At 63.7% G+C, this 17,473-nt stretch carries 19 protein-coding genes; 8 read left to right on the top strand and 11 right to left on the bottom strand.

Translation table 11 applies throughout. The features are described from left to right. Window positions 1-126: 126 nt before the first annotated feature. Window positions 127-1,005, bottom strand: a complete 879-nt coding sequence (galU, locus tag CV013_RS07465; protein ID WP_102154663.1) for a UTP--glucose-1-phosphate uridylyltransferase GalU — start codon at window positions 1,003-1,005, stop codon at window positions 127-129. Between the two features lie 76 nt (window positions 1,006-1,081). On the opposite strand from galU, the gene murA reads away from it, so the two are divergent. Both murA and CV013_RS07455 read left to right on the top strand, forming a co-directional pair. Further along, on the top strand, window positions 1,082-2,365 hold the full coding sequence (murA, locus tag CV013_RS07460) for a UDP-N-acetylglucosamine 1-carboxyvinyltransferase (RefSeq protein WP_102154662.1): 1,284 nt from the start codon (window positions 1,082-1,084) through the stop codon (window positions 2,363-2,365). Between the two features lie 61 nt (window positions 2,366-2,426). Then, window positions 2,427-2,657 carry a hypothetical protein gene (locus tag CV013_RS07455; RefSeq protein WP_190276453.1) on the top strand — a complete coding sequence of 77 codons (231 nt, stop codon included), beginning with the start codon at window positions 2,427-2,429 and terminating at the stop codon, window positions 2,655-2,657. Between the two features lie 802 nt (window positions 2,658-3,459). Here the strand turns inward: CV013_RS07455 and CV013_RS07445 are convergent. After that, a complete protein-coding gene (locus CV013_RS07445; RefSeq protein WP_190276452.1) occupies window positions 3,460-3,726 on the bottom strand; it encodes a ribbon-helix-helix domain-containing protein in 267 nt (88 codons plus the stop codon). A gap of 85 nt (window positions 3,727-3,811) precedes the next feature. Between CV013_RS07445 and CV013_RS07440 the strand changes: the two genes are divergently transcribed. Further along, the gene (locus CV013_RS07440) at window positions 3,812-4,585 is read left to right on the top strand and encodes a helix-turn-helix domain-containing protein (protein WP_102154659.1); all 774 of its coding nucleotides are present in this window, start codon (window positions 3,812-3,814) and stop codon (window positions 4,583-4,585) included. Between the two features lie 45 nt (window positions 4,586-4,630). Here CV013_RS07440 and phbB read toward each other — a convergent pair whose 3' ends face one another. Next, complete coding sequence (phbB, locus tag CV013_RS07435) at window positions 4,631-5,353, bottom strand: acetoacetyl-CoA reductase (protein WP_102154658.1); 723 nt, start codon at window positions 5,351-5,353, stop codon at window positions 4,631-4,633. Window positions 5,354-5,513: 160 nt separating this feature from the next. Then, window positions 5,514-6,293 (bottom strand): hypothetical protein, encoded by a 780-nt coding sequence (locus CV013_RS07430; protein WP_102154657.1) that lies wholly within the window; start codon window positions 6,291-6,293, stop codon window positions 5,514-5,516. 385 nt (window positions 6,294-6,678) lie between these two features. Between CV013_RS07430 and CV013_RS07425 the strand changes: the two genes are divergently transcribed. Genes CV013_RS07425 through holA form a run of 4 tightly spaced genes read left to right on the top strand, consistent with a single transcriptional unit; the run spans window position 6,679 to window position 11,225 of the window. After that, the gene (locus CV013_RS07425) at window positions 6,679-7,128 is read left to right on the top strand and encodes a DUF3576 domain-containing protein (RefSeq protein WP_102154656.1); all 450 of its coding nucleotides are present in this window, start codon (window positions 6,679-6,681) and stop codon (window positions 7,126-7,128) included. 22 nt (window positions 7,129-7,150) lie between these two features. Further along, the gene (leuS, locus tag CV013_RS07420; RefSeq protein WP_102154655.1) at window positions 7,151-9,685 is read left to right on the top strand and encodes a leucine--tRNA ligase; all 2,535 of its coding nucleotides are present in this window, start codon (window positions 7,151-7,153) and stop codon (window positions 9,683-9,685) included. Then, window positions 9,682-10,182: an LPS assembly lipoprotein LptE gene (gene lptE, locus CV013_RS07415; RefSeq protein ID WP_102154654.1), complete on the top strand. Its 501-nt coding sequence runs from the start codon at window positions 9,682-9,684 to the stop codon at window positions 10,180-10,182. The genes leuS and lptE overlap by 4 nt, the downstream gene beginning before the upstream one ends. Then, window positions 10,179-11,225: a DNA polymerase III subunit delta gene (gene holA, locus CV013_RS07410; RefSeq protein ID WP_102154653.1), complete on the top strand. Its 1,047-nt coding sequence runs from the start codon at window positions 10,179-10,181 to the stop codon at window positions 11,223-11,225. Before lptE ends, holA begins: the two co-directional genes overlap by 4 nt. Before the next feature lie 48 nt (window positions 11,226-11,273). Here holA and CV013_RS07405 read toward each other — a convergent pair whose 3' ends face one another. From CV013_RS07405 to CV013_RS07395, 3 genes are read right to left on the bottom strand one after another with little or no spacing between them, the layout of a single operon-like run. Then, on the bottom strand, window positions 11,274-11,849 hold the full coding sequence (locus CV013_RS07405; RefSeq protein ID WP_102154652.1) for an LptA/OstA family protein: 576 nt from the start codon (window positions 11,847-11,849) through the stop codon (window positions 11,274-11,276). Next, window positions 11,846-12,541, bottom strand: coding sequence for an LPS export ABC transporter periplasmic protein LptC (locus tag CV013_RS07400; RefSeq protein ID WP_102154651.1), 696 nt, complete (start codon window positions 12,539-12,541; stop codon window positions 11,846-11,848). Before CV013_RS07400 ends, CV013_RS07405 begins: the two co-directional genes overlap by 4 nt. Window positions 12,542-12,568: 27 nt before the next feature. Further along, window positions 12,569-13,189, bottom strand: coding sequence for a ribonuclease D (locus CV013_RS07395; RefSeq protein ID WP_102154650.1), 621 nt, complete (start codon window positions 13,187-13,189; stop codon window positions 12,569-12,571). A 79-nt stretch (window positions 13,190-13,268) separates the two neighbouring features. On the opposite strand from CV013_RS07395, the gene ung reads away from it, so the two are divergent. After that, window positions 13,269-13,967, top strand: a complete 699-nt coding sequence (gene ung, locus CV013_RS07390; protein ID WP_102154649.1) for a uracil-DNA glycosylase — start codon at window positions 13,269-13,271, stop codon at window positions 13,965-13,967. A 257-nt stretch (window positions 13,968-14,224) separates the two neighbouring features. Here the strand turns inward: ung and gmhB are convergent, their stop codons facing one another. Genes gmhB through rfaE1 form a run of 4 tightly spaced genes read right to left on the bottom strand, consistent with a single transcriptional unit; the run spans window position 14,225 to window position 17,212 of the window. Beyond that, window positions 14,225-14,773, bottom strand: a complete 549-nt coding sequence (gene gmhB / locus CV013_RS07385) for a D-glycero-beta-D-manno-heptose 1,7-bisphosphate 7-phosphatase (RefSeq protein ID WP_102154648.1) — start codon at window positions 14,771-14,773, stop codon at window positions 14,225-14,227. After that, window positions 14,767-15,297, bottom strand: a complete 531-nt coding sequence (gene rfaE2 / locus CV013_RS07380; protein WP_102154647.1) for a D-glycero-beta-D-manno-heptose 1-phosphate adenylyltransferase — start codon at window positions 15,295-15,297, stop codon at window positions 14,767-14,769. The genes gmhB and rfaE2 overlap by 7 nt, the downstream gene beginning before the upstream one ends. Then, on the bottom strand, window positions 15,294-16,307 hold the full coding sequence (rfaD, locus tag CV013_RS07375; protein WP_102154646.1) for an ADP-glyceromanno-heptose 6-epimerase: 1,014 nt from the start codon (window positions 16,305-16,307) through the stop codon (window positions 15,294-15,296). The genes rfaE2 and rfaD overlap by 4 nt, the downstream gene beginning before the upstream one ends. Then, the gene (gene rfaE1 / locus CV013_RS07370) at window positions 16,304-17,212 is read right to left on the bottom strand and encodes a D-glycero-beta-D-manno-heptose-7-phosphate kinase (RefSeq protein ID WP_223805240.1); all 909 of its coding nucleotides are present in this window, start codon (window positions 17,210-17,212) and stop codon (window positions 16,304-16,306) included. The genes rfaD and rfaE1 overlap by 4 nt, the downstream gene beginning before the upstream one ends. Window positions 17,213-17,473: the final 261 nt, after the last annotated feature.

Genomic DNA, 17,473 nt, shown 5'->3' with positions numbered 1-17,473 from the left:
GGCTCCCCAGTCCCCCAGTCCCTCACTACACCCGCACCACCCCGCAGGCGTCAGCACCAGCGAAAACCCCTACGGCCCACGTCGCCCCGGACCTGATCCGGGGCCCCGCTTTTCTTCCGCGCCGCGTTATTCCGCCAGCAGGCGTTGCGCGATGGCGCGGACTTCGTTGCCCATGTCTTCGCGTTGCAGCGCGAGCGCGAGGGTTGCCTCCACAAAGCCGGTCTTGCTGCCGCAATCGTAGCGTTTGCCGTCGAATGTCACCGCGTGGAACGGCTGAGTGCCAATCATTCGGGCCATCGCATCGGTGAGCTGGATTTCGCCGCCTGCGCCCTTCTCCTGATCTTCCAGCGTCCGCATGACTTCGGGTTGCAGGATATAGCGGCCAGAGAGGATCTTGTTCGACGGGGCCTGTTCGACCGGCGGTTTTTCCACCAGCCCGGTCACTTCGGTGAGTGTATCGGACACGGTTTCGCCCGGTGCGATCACGCCGTAACTCGATACCGATTCCTGCGGCACTTCCAGCACGCTGATCAGATTGCCGCCGACCTGATTATAGGCATCGACCATCTGTTTCATGCAGCCGGGCTGGCCGATCATCAGTTCATCGGGCAGCAGGATCGCGAACGGTTCGTCCCCTACGATGGCGCGGGCGCACCAGATCGCGTGGCCGAGGCCCAGCGGCACCTGCTGGCGCACCGTGATGATATCGCCGGGGGTGAAGCGGGTCGGGGCCAGCACGTCGAGCGATTTTCCGCGCTCGGCCATCGTCGTTTCCAACTCGTAAGCGATATCGAAATGTTCGACGATGGCGGTCTTGCCGCGACCGGTGACGAAGATCATCTGTTCGATCCCCGCTTCGCGCGCTTCGTCCACGGCATACTGGATCAGCGGGCGATCGACGATCGGCAACAATTCCTTGGGAATGGCCTTGGTCGCAGGAAGGAAACGCGTGCCGAGCCCGGCAACGGGGAATACGGCTTTCCTGATCGGCTTACGGTCGGTCATGATACGGGGATAAGCACTGTGCCGCCCCCGCGCAACCGCGACTTGCGAGCGCTTGGAAACACGCTAATGCCGCGCAATGGACAAGATTATTATCGAAGGCGGTAAACGCCTTAACGGCACGATCCCGATTTCCGGCGCGAAGAACGCCGCGCTCACGCTGATTCCCTGCGCGCTGTTAACCGACGAACCGCTGACTTTGCGGAACCTGCCGCGGCTGGCCGATATCGACGGGTTTCAGCATCTGATGAACCAGTTCGGCGTCACCACTGCCATTCAGGGCAGCAGGCCGGAAGATTTCGGCCGGGTGATGACACTGGAAGCGACCCGCATCACCGGCACTGTCGCGCCTTACGATCTGGTGCGGAAAATGCGCGCCTCGATCCTCGTGCTTGGCCCGATGCTGGCGCGGATGGGCGAAGCGACTGTCTCGCTGCCCGGCGGGTGCGCCATCGGCAACCGTCCGATCGACCTGCACCTGAAAGCGCTGGAGGCATTCGGAGCGCAGATCGAACTGGCGCAGGGATACGTCCGCGCCCATGCGCCCGATGGCGGCTTGCCGGGGGGCGAGTTCGACTTTCCCGTGGTTTCGGTGGGCGCGACGGAAAATGCGCTGATGGCGGCGGTGCTCGCCAGTGGCACCTGCCGCCTGAGCAATGCCGCGCGCGAGCCGGAAATCGTCGACCTGTGCAACCTGCTGGTGGCGATGGGGGCGGAGATCGAAGGGATCGGCAATTCCGAACTGACGGTGCACGGGGTCAAGCGTCTGCATGGCGCGACTTACCGCGTGATGGCCGACCGGATCGAAGCCGGTTCCTATGCCTGTGCCGCGGCGATCACCGGCGGCGAGGTCTATCTCGACGGGGCGAAGGCGGACGAGATGCAGGCCACGCTGCACGCGCTGCGTAACATTGGTGTGGCGTGCGATGCGGATAAGAAAGGCGTGCGGATCGCCGCCGAGGGGCCGCTGAAGGCGACCAACCTTTCGACCGCGCCCTATCCGGGGCTGGCCACCGATATGCAGGCGCAGTTGATGGCTCTGCTGACAGTGGCCGAAGGCACCAGTGTGCTGACCGAAACGATCTTCGAAAACCGGTATATGCACGTGCCCGAACTGGCGCGCATGGGGGCCGATATCGAAACCAGCGGCCGCACCGCAATCGTCAAGGGTGTGGGCAAGCTGCACGGGGCGGAAGTGATGGCGACCGATCTGCGCGCGTCGATGAGCCTGGTGATCGCCGGGCTTGCCGCCGAAGGGCAGACGCAGGTCCGCCGCCTCTACCACCTCGACCGTGGGTACGAACGGCTGGAAGAGAAACTCGCTCTGGTCGGCGCGCAAGTCGAACGGGTGGGCGACGACTGAGGCGAAGCGTGGACCTTTCTTCACTCCCAACCGTTGGTGGGGTAAGAAAGAGAGGTTTATCATGGCTTTACTGAAACTCGCCGCGCTCGGAGCCCTGGGTTATGCCGGGTACAAATATTTCGAAAAACGGCAGGGCAGCGACCGTGCGGCCTTTGCCGGAAATCAGGGTAACGTCGACGTTCGCGATGCCGGACCATCGGCCATGCGCGACACACCGCGCCGCAAATGGAGCGAAACCGACGAGGACAGCGACCAGAGCTTCCCCGCCAGCGATCCGCCTGCGAATTACTGACGGGCAGGTTGCGGCCTGACGGTGTGGGGTGATGCGGTGGAACCGTGTTCGTGCCCACCTCACTCCGGTGCTGCCCTTCGTTCGTCATTGCGACGCAGTGAAGCAATTCAGGGCGGAACGGTTCTGCCCGTCACGGCAGTTGTGATGCAAGCGACCGGCGAGCCATGGATTGCCACGTCGCTACGCTCCTCGCACTGACGAGGCGGGAAGGCTTGTTCCCGTTCCCGTTCGAGGGGCGGTTTGCCGAGGAGCCGCACTCCACCGTAATTGTCACCCCGGCCCCCGAGCCGGGGTCCAGCTTCCTCCAACGCGGCGCGGAAGAAAAGCGGGGCCCCGGATCAGGTCCGGGGCGACGTATGCCCTAGGGGTTTTCGCCGGTGCTGGTATTCGCGGGTGGAGCGGGTTGCTGGTGGCGCTTCGGATGTGCCCGCTTCGCGCACCATTGGTATCCAAAACCCATGCCACCCACCACTCGTCATTGCGAACGCAGTGAAGCAATCCATGGCCTGACTGTCCCGCCCCCTACTTCGATTGAGGCTGGGGCGATGGCGGTCCATGGATTGCCGCATCGCCTGCGGCTCCTCGCAATGACGAGGGGGAGAGTGGGGCGCGGGGTGTGGATGTTGTGGCACCTTCCCACCATCGCCGTCACCCCGGCCTCCGAGCCGGGGTCCAGCTCCCTCCCACGTGGCTCGCAAGAAAAGCGGGGCCCCGGATCACGTCCGGGGCGACGTGGGAGAGTGGGGCATTTGCCCCCCACTCAATCGCCCCTGACCAGCGGATCCCCGCTCTTTACCCTCCGTCATACATTCTCCGCCCCCGGCAATCCGCCGTCTACCCCCATCTGCCGCGCGACCAGCCACAGCCGGATCGCGCCTGCCAGCCCGCAGGGGTGCTGGGCCCGTATCCGCTCTTCGTCGATCCGGGCGACGATGGAAGACAGCGCCACCTGCTCCTGCTCTGCCGCAGCGCGCAACATATCCCAGAACAGCGGTTCGAGGCTGATCGAAGTGCGGTGCCCGGCGATGGCGACCGACCGCTTCACAGGAGGGTGGTAGGGTACGTTCATTCTCCCCACGCTAGTCGCAAGGTGCAGGCTGGCCTACGAATTTTTTTGGGTGGATCGTCGCCGGGCAGCGTCTTACCCACAATGGATGGGCGATGGACTTGATGCACTGACCGACAAGGAGAAGCAGACTCTCCGCCTGATCGTGCGGGGATACGATGCCAAGTCGGCAGCCCGCCACCTCGATATATCGGTACATACCGTCAACGAGCGACTGCGCGGGGCGCGGCGCAAGCTGGAAGTGTCGAGCAGCCGCGAAGCTGCGCGAATGCTGATGAATGAAGAGAGCGAGACCCCCGATTTTCTTGCCCGCAAGAATTTGGGGGAAGCCGAATCCGCCACAACCGGCGAACCTGCGCCTCTCCCTGGAACTCGCCACAGTGGCGGGTGGGGTGCCAGGCGCACAGTCGCCTGGCTGATCGGAGGTATCGCGATGTCTTTGCTAGCTGCAGCTCTGCTGCTGTCCGCCCCCCTGATGACCAATGGCCCGATGGCCGATGGCGCAAGCCCGCCATCGGCAGAAGATGCCGCGCGCGACTCTGCGGTGGAGGCTGCCGCTCGCAACTGGCTCGCGCTGGGCGATGCCGGTAACTGGCAGGGGGCCTTCGATAGTGCGGGCAAGAGCTTCCGCGATGCCAATACGGTTGCGGGCTGGGCCGAAGCGTCTCAGCAGGTGCGCGTCCCGCTCGGTGCGGTGGTTTCGCGCAACCTGCAAACCATCCGCTACCTCAATGCGCCGCCGCACGGCTTTCAGGAGGTGCGGTTCAGGACCACGTTCGCTAACAAAGCCGACGTTATCGAGACGGTTACGCTGCAAAAGGAAGGCGGCGCGTGGAAGGTCGTCGGCATCCTGATCGACTGAGCAATTTGGGGGGGCAGGGCGCCGGTGTCCGGCGCCCCAACCCGATCAATACATATGCTGCCCGCCGTTGATGCTCATGGTCGATCCGGTGACGAAGCCGCCGTCTTCGCTGGTCAGGAAAGCGACCCCGCGGGCGATTTCTTCGGCATGGCCGAGGCGGCCCACCGGAATTTTGGCGACGATTTTCTCCAGCACCGTGTCCGGCACGGCGGCCACCATGTCGGTGTCGATATAGCCGGGGGCGATGGCGTTTACTGTCACACCGAATTTGGCGCCTTCCTGCGCCAGCGCTTTCGTGAAGCCGTGAATCCCGCTCTTCGCAGCGGCATAGTTGACCTGGCCATACTGACCAGCCTGCCCGTTGATGCTGCCGATATTGACGATCCGGCCCCAGCCGCGTTCGCGCATTCCGGGGAAGCAGGCCTTGGCCATATTGAAGCAGCCACCCAGATTGACGCGCATCACGTCGTTCCAGTCGTCGAAGGTCATCTTGTGTAAAGTGCCGTCGCGGGTGATCCCGGCGTTGTTGACGACGATATCGACATCGCCAAAATCGGCGGCGATCTGTTTGCAGCCTTCGATGCAGGCTTCGTGATCGCCCACATCCCACTTCATCACGGCGATGCCGTGCCGATCGGCAAATTCTTTCGCCTTCGTGTCGTTGCCTGCATAATTGGCGACGACTGTGCGGCCCTGTTCTTTCAGCGCAAGGCTGATCGCTTCCCCGATCCCGCGGGTGCCCCCGGTAACGATTGCAACGCGTGTCATAATTACTCCCGTGCCTGTTCAGGTTCTCTCGACTCTCCACAGTCGAACGTAGGCGAACAGCCGCCGGGGACAAAGAAAAACCCCGCTGGCAGCGGGGCTATTCATACGAATTCGCTATATTCGGCCCGAACAGGGCCGCAGATCCGGCAAAAAGAGATTATCAGAAGCGGAACTGAGTCCCGACATAGACCGCCTGATTATCCTGAACCGAATCGGTCAGCGGGGCCAGACGGTCGCGATCCTGCGACAGGCGGACGCCCGCTGTCACGTCGAGGTTGCGCGATACACGGAATGCACCGCCGACATCGACCGATTGCTGGCCGGATGCGCCCAGAGTGCGCGGTGCGCGGCCAACGTTTCCATCATGCTCCACCGAAATGCGCGCCTGCAACCGGCTGGGTTTGTCGTCTTTCTTGTCGCCTGAATTGAATGTGGACAGGTCGGCCATCGGCGTATCCGATATGTCGAGCTTGACCGGATCGGGCTTCGCGAAAGACTGGTATCCGCGGGCGATGCCCAGATTATACCGCGTTGACGCCAGGCTGGCGATCGACGGGCCGTTGCCCGCTTCGCCCTTGGCGGAAGCGATGGCGTTGTGCACCGAAATGGCGCGGGCGCTGTCATCGTCGATGCGGATGGCGACGGTTACCGTGCGGGCGTCGCTGGCGGGCGATGCCGCAGGGGTAAAGCGCAGCGATTTGCCGCTTGCCGCGATCTTGGCGGCCAGCCGCCGGGCGACTGCCGGATCGACATTGGCAGGCGTGAACGTGGTGATCGAGCCGAGCGGGCGTTCGGTCCCGGCAGTCTGCGAACCGACTGCGGTCACTGCAAGCCCTGCGGTGGGAATGGCCAGGGCCGCCACGGCGGCAACGCTCAGAACAGCAGGCGCGCCGAAGCGTTTGAACGCCTTGTTGCCGATGCTGATGCCACGCTTGCCCACGGTAAAGCCCTGTCTCGTCCCTTATGCGATCGGCCCTTTTACGGGCAGCGTACTATTCAACGCCTGCCGACCTTAACCTTCAATGAGCGGCTCGGTTACCGGCCAGCCCTTGCCCCTTTTGCGATGGCGGTTGAAAAATCGACTCGCCGCCGGATTTGGGTTAACTCGAACGATAACGAAAACGCGCCAGTTTTTACAAGTTTTTCGATGCGCCGCGTGGTTTTGCCGGTTTACCTGTTGCCTCTTTTCCACAACCGGTCCACCGAATAGAGGTTCAGCGGCCATTCACCGCGACAAGGCGCATTTGCTGCGCGACACCTTGCTTGCCGGAGCCGCGCGCTCTAGAGGCTCGACAGAGACTTATCGAGGACGATCGACCCCCATCATGACCGCCAGTTCGACCACCACCCGTATCGCCCGCGCCGCCATTGCCGTTGCGGCCATCGCCACTCTCGCTGCCTGTGGCGGTCGTGACCGGCCCAAGGCGGACCTTGCCGCCGCCAATGTGACGACGATCGGCGTCAATTCCTATCTCTGGCGCGCGGCGCTGGAAACGGTCAGCTTCGCACCGCTGCTTCAGGCGGACAGTGCGGGCGGCGTGATCGTGACCGACTGGTATTCCAACCCGCAGAACCCCGGCGAACGGGTGAAGGTGACTGTGTCGATCCTCGATCAGGATCTGCGTGCCGATGCCATTCGCGTCGCCGCCAGCCGTGAAGTGAACCAGAACGGTAGTTGGGTCGATGCCCCGGTGCAGGCGGCCACAGTGCAGAAACTGGAAGATATCATCCTGACCAAGGCGCGCGAACTGCGCCGTCAGGCCATTGCAGGCTGATTTCCCAGCCGGAGGATATTACATGACCGATCAGCGTTTCGATCCGTCGGCGGCGGACGGGCGCTGGCAGCGTGCCTGGGAACAAGCCGGGACGTTCACTGCCGATAGCGACAGCAACAAACCCAAAAGCTACGTGCTGGAGATGTTCCCCTATCCATCGGGGCGCATCCATATCGGGCACGTCCGCAATTATACGATGGGCGACGTGCTCGCCCGGTATAAACGGATGACCGGGCACGAAGTGCTGCACCCGATGGGGTGGGATGCATTCGGCATGCCCGCTGAAAACGCAGCGATGGAAAAGGGCGTGCATCCCGGCGGGTGGACGCGCGACAATATCGCCAACATGAAAGCGCAGCTGAAACGGATCGGCTTCGCGCTCGACTGGACGCGCGAATTCGCCACGTGCGATCCCGAATATTACGGCCACGAACAGGCGCTGTTCCTGCGCCTGTACGAAGCGGGGCTGGTCTATCGCAAGGAAAGCGAGGTCAACTGGGATCCGGTCGATATGACCGTGCTGGCCAACGAACAGGTGATCGACGGCAAAGGCTGGCGTTCGGGCGCCGAAGTCGAGAAACGCAAGCTGAGCCAGTGGTTCCTGAAGATCACGCAGTTCGCGGAAGACCTGCTCGACGGGTTGGGCGCGCTCGACAAGTGGCCTGAAAAAGTCCGGCTGATGCAGGAAAACTGGATCGGCAAGAGCCAGGGGCTGCAATTCCGCTTTGCGCTCTCGGATGGCAACGAGGTGGAGGTCTATTCCACCCGGCCCGATACCATTTTCGGCGCCAGTTTCGTGGCGGTCGCGCCCGATCACCCGATCGCGCAGGGCGTTGCCGCCAGCAATTGCGACGCAGCGAAGTTCATCGATCAGTGCAAGCGCGGGGCGACCACTGCTGCGGCGCTGGAAACCGCGGAAAAGCTCGGCTTCGATACCGGCATCGGCGCAGTCCATCCGTTCACCGGGCAGCATTTGCCGGTGTTCATCGCCAATTTCGTGCTGATGGATTACGGCACCGGCGCGGTGATGGGCGTGCCGGGGCACGATCAGCGCGATTTCGAATTCGCCACTAAATACGATCTGCCGATCACCCGCGTTGTCGCGAAGAATGCCGGGGAAGCCGACGCTCCCTTCGCGGGCGAGGCCGAAGCGGGCGACGGGGTGCTGGTCCATTCCGATTTCCTCAACGGCATGGCGGTGGAGGAAGCGATTGCCGCGGTGATCGTCCGCGCCGAAGCCGGTGGCTGGGGCGAAGGGCAGACAGTGTGGCGCCTGCGCGACTGGGGCGTTTCGCGCCAGCGGTACTGGGGCACGCCGATCCCGTTCATCCATTGCGATACCTGCGGGATCGTGCCAGTGCCCGAAGATCAATTGCCGGTTACTCTGCCGGAAGATGTCGATTTCAAGACGCCGGGCAACCCGCTCGAACGTCATCCCACCTGGAAGCATGTCGATTGCCCGCAATGCGGCGCAGCGGCACGGCGGGAAACCGACACGCTCGACACCTTCGTCGATTCGAGCTGGTATTTCCTCCGCTTCGCCAGCCAGCCTGCGGATAAGCCGTTCGACCGGGACGAAGTCGCCAAATGGCTGCCGGTGGAACAGTATATCGGCGGGATCGAACACGCGATCCTGCACTTGCTCTACGCCCGGTTCTGGACCCGTGCGTTGCAGCATTGCGGGATGATCGATTTTGCCGAACCGTTCGCCAGCCTGTTCACGCAAGGGATGGTGACGCACGAAACCTATTCGCGCCGCGAAGGTGCCGGAGATCTGGTGCGCGACGTGTGGTACGGCCCCGAAGAGATCGAGCGCGGCAGCGATGGTGCAGTGCTGATCGCCGATGGCCAGCCGGTCGACATTGGCAAAGTCGTCAAAATGTCGAAGTCGAAGAAGAACGTGGTCGATCCCGATGCGATGGTCGATCGCTTCGGGGCCGACGCGGTGCGCTGGTTCATGCTGAGCGACAGCCCGCCAGAGCGCGATCTGCCGTGGTCAGAAGCCGGGATCGAGGGCTGCGGGCGTTTTGTTCAGCGGTTGTGGCGCATCGTCGCCAATGGCGCGCCCGATGCAGCGGGCGATGCCAATCCCGCGCTCGCCAAACTGATGCATCGCACGATTGCCGGTGTCGCCGCCGATATCGAAGCGCTGCAGTTCAACAAGGCGGTGGCCAAGATATACGAACTGACCGGCGCGGTGGAGAAGGCCGGACCTTCGCCCGAACGCGCCGAAGCGGTCGCTACGCTGCCGCGTCTGGTATCCCCGATGATGCCGCATCTGGCCGAATCGATGGCCGAAGCGCTCGGCACCGGCGGGCTGGTGGCGGAAGCGGACTGGCCCACGGTCGATCCGGCGCTGCTGGTCGATGACGAAGTCACCATCGCGGTGCAGGTGAAGGGCAAGCTGCGCGATACGCTGACCGTTGCCAAGGGTATGCCTCGCGAAGAACTGGAAGCGCTTGCGCTCGCCAGCGAGAAGGTTCAGCGTTCGCTCGATGGAGCGGAAGTACGCAAAGTGATCGTAGTGCCCGACAGGCTGGTGAATATCGTCGCATGATGGCGCCGCTGCGCCTCCTCGCCGCTGGGGCATTGCTGGCCGGTCTGTCCGCCTGCGGGTTGCAGCCGATGTATGCCGGTGGTTCCAGCGGCGCGGTTGCGCGCGGTCTGTCCGCAATCGAGGTTCCGGCTATCGAAGGGCAGGCCGGGTGGCTGGTTCGCAATGCTCTGAACGATCGGTTTTCGGCCGGTGGCAAGTCTGCTCCGCAATACAAGTTGATCGTGCGGCTCGACGATCAGCTCGAAGGACTGGGCGTGTTGAGCGATGACACCGTGGGCCGCGAACGGCGCACTTTGCGGGCGCGCTACCAGCTTGTCAGCCTTGCCAATAACGAGATACTGCTCGACGCAACGGCGGGATCCGATGCTGGGATCGATGTCGTCTCCAGCGAATATGCAACGATCGCCGCTGAACAGACTGCGCTGGAAAACCTCGCCAACGTAGTGGCCGACAAGATCGCTACGCAAGTCGCGCTGACGCTGCGCGAGCGGCGATGAAGGCGACACAGCGGGATTTTGCCGCCGCTGCCCCACGGGCCGCGCGCTCTGCACGGGTGTTCTTTTTCTGCGGACCGGATGAAGCGGGGGCCAATGCCGCTGCACAACGGATAGCCGCGATGCTCGACGATCCGGGGGAGCGGGTCGATCTGGCGGGCGGCGACCTGCGGCGCGATCCGGTTCTTCTGGACGACGAAGCGCGCTCGACGTCGCTATTCGCCGGTAGCCGTCATATCGTCGTTCGTGCCAATGGGGACGAAGCCCACGATGCCGTGGCCAATCTGCTGGCGGCAATCGACAATGGAGAGGGCACACCGTGCCCCGTGCTGATTGTCGCTACCTCCGCAACGGATAAATCGCGCACAGCGAAGCTGCTGGAAAAACGCGACGATGCGCTGGTCGCGATGTTCTGGCCGCCCGATCTCAACCAGGTCCGCGATACAGTCCGCACGATGGGCGACGAAGCGGGTCTGCGCCTCAGCGGACCGATGGCGGAACGGATTGCGCGCGCCACCGGGCTGGACGTGCGGCTGGCTCAGTCCGAAGTCACCAAGCTGGCGCTCTATCTCGATGCCAGCCCGGAAGCGCCGGTGACGGTCGACGCCGAGGCGCTCGACCAGATTGGCGCGCGGACGGAGGAAGACGGGTTCATGCCGCTGGTCAATGCAGTGCTGTCGGGCCGCACAGCGGAACTGTCGGGCGAATTGCACCGGATGCGGGAGATGAACCTCAACCCCGTTGGCCTGTTGCTGGCGTTCGAACGGCGCGCGGCGCAACTGGCTCAGCTCGATTCGCGGATGGGGCCGGGGCAGAATCCGCGCCAGTTCGTGCAGGCGGAAACGAAGGCGCGCCGGGTGTTCTTCAAGGATGCGCCCGACCTCTCCGATCAGCTATCGGTATGGCGCGGCAGGCGGCTGGACCGGCTGGTGTCGCGTCTGGTCGAACTGCATCGTGCGCTGCTGGCCAACAGCTCGGCCAGCGAAACACTGCTGACGCAAACGCTGGCGGGCATTGCACGGGTGGGCGCTGGAGCCCGTAAGTAAGGTATTCGCGCCTGGCGCATCGTGCCGCAGCGCACCGTGGCCAGCGGTTTACTTCCCGCCGTCTTTCGGCACGGAGAACGATCCGCTGACGCGCCCGTTGCCGCTGCTCTTCACCGCGCCGGTGACCGGGGCAGATCCGCTGGCATTGCCATCGACGCTCGACACCCCGCTCCGCAAGTCGATCACCAGCCGCCCGCCGTTGAGGGTATCGGTGCCGCGCAGCAGCCGCACATTGCCCGCCATCGTGATGATCCGGCGATTGAAATCGTACACCGCCACATCGCCCGATGCGCGTTCGTTGCCGCGTGTCACTGTCACTCCGCCAGTGGCCATGATGCGCTGAATTTTCAGCGATCCCGTATCGGTATAGTTGATGATCGTGCGCGCGGCGCGCAGCCGCAGCCCGGCCTGCGTCACATCGACATTGCCCGACAGCACCACGCGCTTTTCCCGATCCTGCAGCTCGATCCGGTCGGCGGCATAATCGACCGGCGCATCGGAATTGTGCCCGGCAATCGCCTGCGCGCCCGCCTGTATCCCGGCGAACGCCGCACAGGTCAGCACAAAGCCCAGCGTGGCATTACGCAGCGCGGTGCGGGCATTGAAGGGGGAACGAGAGGTCATGGAGTTGGCTTTCTGGTCTGGCTGATCTGAGGCATCTGGAGTTTGCCCGGAACCATGCGAAGGCGCGCATTGCCATCCAGCAGGATGGTGCGCGCGGCGAGGTCGGCCTCCAGACGGTTGGCAGAGAACGTGCCGCCCGGGATCGCACCGGATACCCCGTTGCTGCCCACCAGTGTCTGTTTGGCAAGGTTGATTTTCACACCGCGCGCCAGCACATTGTATCCATCGGCGGCGGTAAAGTGGACATCGCCGTCGACATCGACCACTTGCGTACGCAAATCGTACTGTCCCGCCGGGGCGACGATCTGTGCGGGGCCATCGGACATCAGCATCCGGCCGACGAGATCGTCCATCCGCACGATCCCTTCCTTGCTGGATTTCTGCACCGCACTGCCCGCAGTGAGCGAGAACGGCCGCCGGTTATCGTCCAGCCCGCGATACATCGCGTTGTCCACACGCAGTCGTTCGTGGACCACGGCGACTTTGTTCTTGTCGAGCAGGAAGCTGACTTCGCCGCGCGGCGACAGCGGGGTAATAACCATCAGTGCGGCGACTACGCCGACCGCCATCGGCAATGCTTTGGCCAGAAACCCAACCAGCCGATCGTGCGAACCGCCGGGCGCGGCAAAGTGCTGCCGCGTGCTGCGGAGCCGCCTCGCCTGTTCGGTTTCGATCTCTTCGACGCCTGTCATTGCCTGTTATCCTGAGCGGGGGTGGCCCTACTCGTGGCTGAATATGTCCTTGTCCGCCCAGCCGGCCATGTCGAGCCGGGCGCGGGTGGGCAGAAAATCGAAGCACGCCTGCGCGATTTCGGTGCGGCCTTCGCGTTCCAGCCGCCCGGCCAGCACATCGCGCAGCCGGTGGAGATAGCGCACGTCCGACGCGGCATAGTCACGCTGCGCTTCGGTCAGTTCGGGGGCGCCCCAGTCGCTCGACTGCTGCTGCTTGGAAATCTCCCCGCCGAGCAGTTCGGTAACGATGTTCTTCAGTCCGTGGCGGTCGGTATAGGTACGGGTCAGCTTGCTGGCGATCTTGGTGCAGAACACCGGCGCGGCCATCGTGCCGAGGTAGTATTCGATTGCTGCCAGATCGAACCGGGCGAAATGGTACAATTTCAACCGGTTCGGATCGCCCAGCAAGGCCTTGAGGTTGGGCGCGCGATAATCGCTGCCCACCTTGAACCGCACGAGATGTTCGTCCGGCCCGCCATCGCTCAGCTGCACCACGCACAGCCGGTCGCGATGCGTCACCAGACCCATCGTTTCGGTATCGACCGCAATCGGCCCGTCGCCTGCCAGCACACCGGCGGGCAGATCCTCTTCATGGAAATGTACTGTCATCGCAGGTGTCCTTAGGGCGATTGGGGATAGAGGGAAAGAGGCGCTGGCGAGCATCGGTCGCGCAGCGTAGCGAGAAAGCATGGCAAGCGAAGCAATCCCCGATAGCTGGCGCGCGGTGCTGGAACCCGTGCTGGCCACCCCCGAAGCCCGCAAACTGGGCGGTTTCCTCCGCGCGCAGGAGGATGCCGGGCACGCCATCTATCCCCCGCGCGGCAGCCGTTTGCGGGCATTGGAACTGACGCCGCTCGATTCGGTGAAAGTCGTGATTCTGGGGCAGGATCCCTATCACGGGCCGGGTCAGGCGATGGGCCTGTGCTTTGCCGTGCCCGATGGGGTGCAGGTGCCGCCCAGTCTGGTCAATATCTACAAGGAACTGGAAAGCGACCTCGGCATCGCGCCGCCCCGGCATGGCGATCTGTCGCATTGGGCGCGGCAAGGGGTGCTGCTGCTCAACAACACGCTGACGGTGGAGGCGGGCAAAGCGGGCAGCCACGCCGGGCGCGGGTGGGACGCGATTACCGATGCCTGCGTCGCTGCCGTGGCGGAGCGGCCCGAACCGAGCGTGTTCATCCTGTGGGGCAGCCACGCGCAGAGCAAGGCCGCGCGTATCCCGGCGCTGCAGGGCGACACCCCGCATCTGATCATCCGCAGCCCGCACCCCAGCCCGCTGTCGGCCTATCGCGGGTTTTTCGGATCGCGCCCGTTCAGCCAGACCAATGCCTTTTTGGAACAGCACGGGCGCGGCGCAATCGACTGGGACATGGACCGCTCCCGGTAGTTTTGAAATCTGTGACTTTCGCGGGAAAGGTGCGGTTTTTTCCGTGGCTTGTGTGTGACTTTCCGCAGCCCGCTGTGGACTTCGCCAAATCGCGGTTTGCTGCCTCCTGCGGCGCGACCAGGCGACACCGCAAATGAGCCATCTGGCGCATAGCGTAGCGGCACAAAACCATGCCACCCGCTCAAGCATAGCGCGGCGGGTGTAGGGAAGCGTTTCGCGGATACGGGTGACATCCCCCCCCTGCCCCCCCCCTTGCGTCAGCACCCCACCGCGACGTCCCCCGCAACGATGGCGGCGGCACAGGTGGCGAGATCGGGGAAGCGCGCGGTTGCGCCGTCTTTCGCGCCGATTGCCTTGGGGCCGACCCGGAATGTCGCGCCCAGTTCGGCGGCGCGCCCGGCGGCGATATCGCCTAGCTTGTCGCCCACCATGAACGATGCGGCGCGGTCGATCCCCAGTTCGGCAATTGCCCGTTCGATCATCCCCGCGCGGGGTTTGCGGCACGTGCACGGTGGCCGACGGCTGGGCGAATGGGGACAGTGATAGACTTTGCCAATCGTCACGCCGGCATCGGCCAGCGCGGCGCACATCCGTTCGGTCAATGTGCGATACTCGGCTTCGCTGAAATAGCCGCGCGCGATGCCCGATTGATTGGTGACGACCACTGGCAGATATCCCGCATCCTGCAACCGCGAGATCGCCTCCACTGCACCGGGCAGGAAAGCGAAATCGCGCCATGTCGAAACATAGCCGCGATCTTCGTTGATCACCCCGTCGCGATCGAGAAAGGCCGCCGGGGTCAACATGGCGCGGCACGGGTGCGGGCGATCAGCGCAGTGGTCGAATATCCGTCCGCAAACGGCAGGGCATAGGCCTGCCCGCCCCAGCCGCGCACGATCTGCGTTTCGGGCAGGGCATCGATGTCGTAATCGCCGCCCTTCACATAGATATCGGGGCGGATGCGGGCGATCAGTTCGCACGGGGTATCTTCGGTAAATAGCAGTACCGCATCGACCGAAGCGAGTGCAGCGATCACCAGCGCGCGGTCGACCTGCGGATTGATCGGGCGGTCGGACCCTTTGCCCAGCCGCCGCACCGAATCGTCGCTGTTCAACCCTACCACCAGCGATGCGCCCAATGCGCGCGCCGCTGCTAGATAAGTGACATGACCGCGATGGAGGATGTCGAACACACCGTTGGTGAAGACCAGCGGGCGCGGCAGCGCGAGCCCTCCGCTGGCCATCCGGGCGGGGGTCAGCTTTTCGTGCAACCGGGCATTGCCTGCGGTGCAGATACGGTGGATATCGGGTGGAGTGAGGAGGCCGGTCATGCCGTTTGCTCCGCCACAGGCGCATCGCTCGCATCGCGGGCATAGGCGCTGACGCCTTCCTCCACTGTCGCGAAAGACGCATCATATCCCACAGCGCGCAGGCCCGACAGGTCGGCTTGCGTAAAGCACTGATACCTGTCCTTCAGCGCGTCCGGGAAATCGACATAGCGGATGAGCCCCTGCGCGACCTGTTCGGCCAGCGTCAGCGGTGCCTGCCCACTGGCCGCCCGCTCGGCATTGATGACCGCGCTGGCCACCGCATTGAGCGGTTCTGCCCGCCCGGTGCCGAGGTTGAAGATACCCGCAGCATGCGAGTTGTCGAAGAACCACAGCTTGGCCCGCACGATATCGCGCACAGAAACGAAATCGCGCAGCTGCTCTCCCGCTGCGTAGCCGCCATATGCGCCGAACAGGCGCACGTGCCCTTCGTCCCGCAACTGCTGCATATGGTGCCAGGCAACCGATGCCATGCGCCCTTTGCAGGCTTCGCGTGGGCCGTAGACATTGAAATAGCGAAATCCGGCGATCTGCACCGGGCTGTCTGCATCCAGATGGCGGCGCACGACATTGTCGAACAACAGCTTGGAATAACCATAGACGTTGAGTGGGTGCTCGTTCGCCGGATCGACTGCAAACTCCGTCGATGCGCCATAGACCGCCGCAGACGAAGCATAGAGCAGGCGAATCCGATCGCGCAGGCAGATATCGAGCAGGTGTTTCGACCAGCGGTAATTGTTGGCCATCATGAATTGCCCGTCGTGTTCCATCGTGTCGGAACAGGCACCTTCGTGAAACACCGCCTCTATCCGGCCCAGTTGCCCGGCGGCCAGCCGGTGCAGAAAATCGTTCTTGTCGAAATAATCCGCGATCCGGAGGTCGGCCAGATTGGCGAACTTGCCCGGCTGGGACAGATCGTCCACTGCAACGATATCGCTGCAGCCGCGCTGGTTCAGCTCTTTGACGATATTGGCGCCGATAAATCCGGCAGCCCCGGTGACAACCACTGTCATGAGAAGAGATCTTCGTATGCAATAGCGGTCGTACCGAAACGACCGACGACGATCCCGGCGGCACGATTGGCAATTTCCACCGCATCGCGCAAGGGCATACCGCTGGCGATCAGAGCTGCCAGCGCAGCCACCACGGTGTCGCCTGCGCCGGTCACATCGAACACTTCGCGTGCGGCGGCGGGCACATGCAGATGCCCGGCATCGTCGAACAGCGACATCCCTTCGTGCGAGCGGGTGACGAGCACGGCGTCGAGCGCGAGGTCGCGCCGCATCGTTTCCGCCCGCTGTTCCAGTTCCGCTTCGCTATGGCACGGGCCGGCGGCCAGTTCGAATTCCGCGCGGTTGGGGGTGATGACAGTGGCGCCGCGATAGCGGGTGTAATCGCTACCCTTGGGATCGATCAGCACCGGTTTACCCGCTTCGCGGGCCAGCGCGATCATCGCCTGCACATGGGCCAGGCTGCCTTTGCCATAATCCGAGAGGGCAACCGCATCGAACCGGTCCAGCAGATTGCGGAACCGCGCCAGTTTGCGATCGAGAACCCGCGAGCCGGGAGCATGTTCGAAATCGAGCCGGATCAACTGCTGCGCCCGGCCGCTGACGCGCAGCTTGACCGTTGTCGGCAGCGTCGGATCGCTTTCCAGCAGCGGCTCTATCCCGGCATCGCGCAGCAGGGCGTGCAAGCGGGTGGCGGCATCGTCTTCCCCGACGATACTCATCAATGCGGCCTGTGCGCCGAGCGACGCGACGTTCAGCGCCACGTTCCCTGCGCCGCCGAGCCGGTATTCCTCGCGCGTGACATGGACCACAGGCACCGGCGCTTCGGGCGAGATCCGTTCGACATCGCCGAACCAATACCGGTCGAGCATGACATCGCCCGCGATCAGAATGCGCGTGGTGGCGATTTGGGCGCCGGTGATCCGGGCAGCGCTGATCTGGGTGGCAGGAATCTGCAGCTTGCTTCCCCCGGAAGACGTCAGATCCCAGTTCCCGATAGCGTGCTGTCGCGCAAAATTCCAGTCGGTCGGTGCACCGATGCGCGTGACGGATCATTTAAGGGGCGGAGGTAGGCGGTGCGCCGCGCTTATCTTTTGGGAGGATCGGCCCGGCGCACCTCTGCCATCGGGGCGACCCGAGGGCATTGCAACGGCCTCCTAGTTTATTCT

Source organism: Tsuneonella flava (assembly GCF_002870965.1).
In the GTDB taxonomy this organism is placed as follows: domain Bacteria; phylum Pseudomonadota; class Alphaproteobacteria; order Sphingomonadales; family Sphingomonadaceae; genus Tsuneonella; species Tsuneonella flava.
The sequence above is the reverse complement of the archived record's forward strand: the minus strand, read 5'-3'. Positions and strand labels throughout refer to the sequence as shown.

Coding starts and splice junctions, on each gene's coding strand:
- gmhB (WP_102154648.1), bottom strand. CDS start 14,773: ATGTTGACCCCGGCGGCCTTTCTCGATCGCGACGGGGTGATCAACGAA.
- ung (WP_102154649.1), top strand. CDS start 13,269: ATGGCAAGCGAAGCAATCCCCGATAGCTGGCGCGCGGTGCTGGAACCC.
- CV013_RS07405 (WP_102154652.1), bottom strand. CDS start 11,849: ATGACCTCTCGTTCCCCCTTCAATGCCCGCACCGCGCTGCGTAATGCC.
- phbB (WP_102154658.1), bottom strand. CDS start 5,353: ATGACACGCGTTGCAATCGTTACCGGGGGCACCCGCGGGATCGGGGAA.
- rfaE2 (WP_102154647.1), bottom strand. CDS start 15,297: ATGACCGGCCTCCTCACTCCACCCGATATCCACCGTATCTGCACCGCA.
- CV013_RS07395 (WP_102154650.1), bottom strand. CDS start 13,189: ATGACAGTACATTTCCATGAAGAGGATCTGCCCGCCGGTGTGCTGGCA.
- CV013_RS07440 (WP_102154659.1), top strand. CDS start 3,812: ATGGGCGATGGACTTGATGCACTGACCGACAAGGAGAAGCAGACTCTC.
- CV013_RS07425 (WP_102154656.1), top strand. CDS start 6,679: ATGACCGCCAGTTCGACCACCACCCGTATCGCCCGCGCCGCCATTGCC.
- murA (WP_102154662.1), top strand. CDS start 1,082: ATGGACAAGATTATTATCGAAGGCGGTAAACGCCTTAACGGCACGATC.
- rfaD (WP_102154646.1), bottom strand. CDS start 16,307: ATGACAGTGGTTGTCACCGGGGCTGCCGGATTTATCGGCGCCAATATC.
- lptE (WP_102154654.1), top strand. CDS start 9,682: ATGATGGCGCCGCTGCGCCTCCTCGCCGCTGGGGCATTGCTGGCCGGT.
- galU (WP_102154663.1), bottom strand. CDS start 1,005: ATGACCGACCGTAAGCCGATCAGGAAAGCCGTATTCCCCGTTGCCGGG.
- leuS (WP_102154655.1), top strand. CDS start 7,151: ATGACCGATCAGCGTTTCGATCCGTCGGCGGCGGACGGGCGCTGGCAG.
- CV013_RS07445 (WP_190276452.1), bottom strand. CDS start 3,726: ATGAACGTACCCTACCACCCTCCTGTGAAGCGGTCGGTCGCCATCGCC.
- CV013_RS07455 (WP_190276453.1), top strand. CDS start 2,427: ATGGCTTTACTGAAACTCGCCGCGCTCGGAGCCCTGGGTTATGCCGGG.
- holA (WP_102154653.1), top strand. CDS start 10,179: ATGAAGGCGACACAGCGGGATTTTGCCGCCGCTGCCCCACGGGCCGCG.
- CV013_RS07400 (WP_102154651.1), bottom strand. CDS start 12,541: ATGACAGGCGTCGAAGAGATCGAAACCGAACAGGCGAGGCGGCTCCGC.